This is a genomic window from Streptomyces sp. NPDC005925, from assembly GCF_040638805.1.
GTDB lineage: Bacteria > Actinomycetota > Actinomycetes > Streptomycetales > Streptomycetaceae > Streptomyces.
On the sequence record NZ_JBEXVL010000065.1, the window covers coordinates 1 to 2,057 of the forward strand.

Below are 2,057 nucleotides of genomic sequence, written 5' to 3' on the forward strand. Positions count from 1 at the left end.
CCGGACCGACGGCCAGGTCAAGATCCGCGGGTTCCGTATCGAGCCCACCGAGATCGAGACCGTCCTCACCACCCACCCCCACCTCACCCAGGCCGTCGTCCTGGCCACCGAGCACCTCACCGCCTACGTGACGGCCACACCCGGCGCCTCCCCGACCCCCGCCGCGCTGCGTGCCTGGTCCCGCGAGCGGCTGCCCGACCACATGGTGCCCACGCACTTCGCCGTCCTCGACCGGATGCCGCTCACCCCCAACGGGAAGCTCGACAAGCGGGCGCTGCCGGAGGTGGAGGCACCGCTGGAGAGCGGAGGACGCGCGCCGCGCACCGAACTGGAGGAGCTGCTGCGGACCCTGGTCGGCGACGTCCTCGGCTCGGCCGCACCGCTGTCCATCGACGACAGCTTCTTCGAGCACGGCGGGCACTCCCTGCTCGCCGCCCGCCTCACCCACCGCATCGCGGCCATGTTCGGCGTGACCCTCACCCTCCGCGACATCTTCCAGCACCCCACCCCGGCCACTCTCGCCCGCCGGATCACGGAGGCGTCCGGCCGCCCGGCGCTGCCGCCGCCGACCCGTGCCGCCGTACGCCCGGAGCGGCTGCCGCTCTCCCACGCCCAGCAGCAGCTGTGGCTGGTGGCCGGACTGACGGGCCCGGACACCGCGTACAACGTGCCCATGGCGGTGCGGCTGACCGGCGGCGACGTGGACACGGCGGCACTGCGGGCCGCCGTCGGCGACCTGGTCCGGCGGCACGCCCCGCTGCGCACCCGCTTCGCCACCGCCGACGGACAGCCCCACCAGGTCGTCACCCCGGCCGACGAAGCCGCGGAGGGGGTGTTCTTCGAGGTCCGTGACGTGAGGGCCGAGGACGCGGAGGCCGAACTGCTCGCCGCGGCCCGCCACCCCTTCGACCTGGCCGACGAACACCCGCTGCGGGTGACCCTGCTCCGTGAGGGCGACGGGCGGTCCACACTGCTGGTCCTGCTGCACCACATCGCCACCGACGGCCAGTCGCTGCGGCCGCTGTTCGCCGACCTGTCCGCCGCCTACACGGCCCGTGCGGCCGGCCGGGCGCACGACGGGCAGCCGCTGCCGCTGGAGTACGCCGACTACGCGCTCTGGCAGCGCCCGGCACTGGAGGGCGAGGTCCTCGACGGGCAACTGGCGTACTGGCGTGAGGCACTGGCGGGTCTGCCCGAGGAACTGGGCCTGGTCGCGGACCGGACCCGGCCCGCGGTCGCCGGACGGCGCGGCGGAGCGGTCCACCTGGACTTCGGATCCGACCTGTACAAACGCGTGACGGCCCTGGCCCGTGCCGAGAGGTGCACGCCGTTCATGGTGCTCCAGGCCGCCCTCGCCGCGACGCTCACCCGACTGGGTGCCGGTACGGACGTCCCGCTCGGTTCGCCCGTCGCGGGCCGTCCCGACGAGGCGCTCACGGACCTGGTGGGCTTCTTCGTCAACACGGTGGTGCTGCGGACGGACACCTCGGGCGACCCGGCGTTCCGGGACCTGCTGGCCCGGGTCCGTGCGACCGATCTGGACGCGTTCGCGCACCAGGACGCGCCGTTCGACCTCGTCGTGGAAGCCGTCAACCCGGCGCGTTCACCGGCCCGGCACCCCCTGTTCCAGGTCTGTCTGGCCCTGGAGCAGGGACAGGCCCCGAGCCTGGACTTCCCCGGCCTGCACTCCGGACCGGCGAAGGCACTGGCCACCGGAGCGGTCAAGTTCGACCTGGAGTTCCTGCTCACCGCCGACGAGGACTCCGGCCTGACCGGGGCCGTGCTCTACAGCTCCGACCTGTACGACCGGGACACCGTCGAGCACATGGTGCGCATGCTGGAAAGCCTCCTGGAACACGCCGTCACCGCCCCGGAAGTCCCCCTCTCCGACCTGGATCTGCTCGACGGGACGGAGCTCCGCCGGGTGCTGGGGGAGTGGGCGGGCGGTGCGGCGCCTCTGGAGGTGCCGGTGTTGCCGGCCCGTTTCGAGGAGCAGGTGCGGTCGCGGCCGGGGGCTGTGGCGCTTGTCTCGGGTGGGGAGTCGGTGTCGTACGGGG

The 2,057-nt window shown here is 73.7% G+C and carries 1 protein-coding gene; it reads left to right on the forward strand.

The features are described from left to right. Positions 1-2,057 (forward strand): condensation domain-containing protein (locus ABZ354_RS28565; RefSeq protein ID WP_358661612.1); only part of this gene is annotated, 2,057 nt, incomplete at both ends.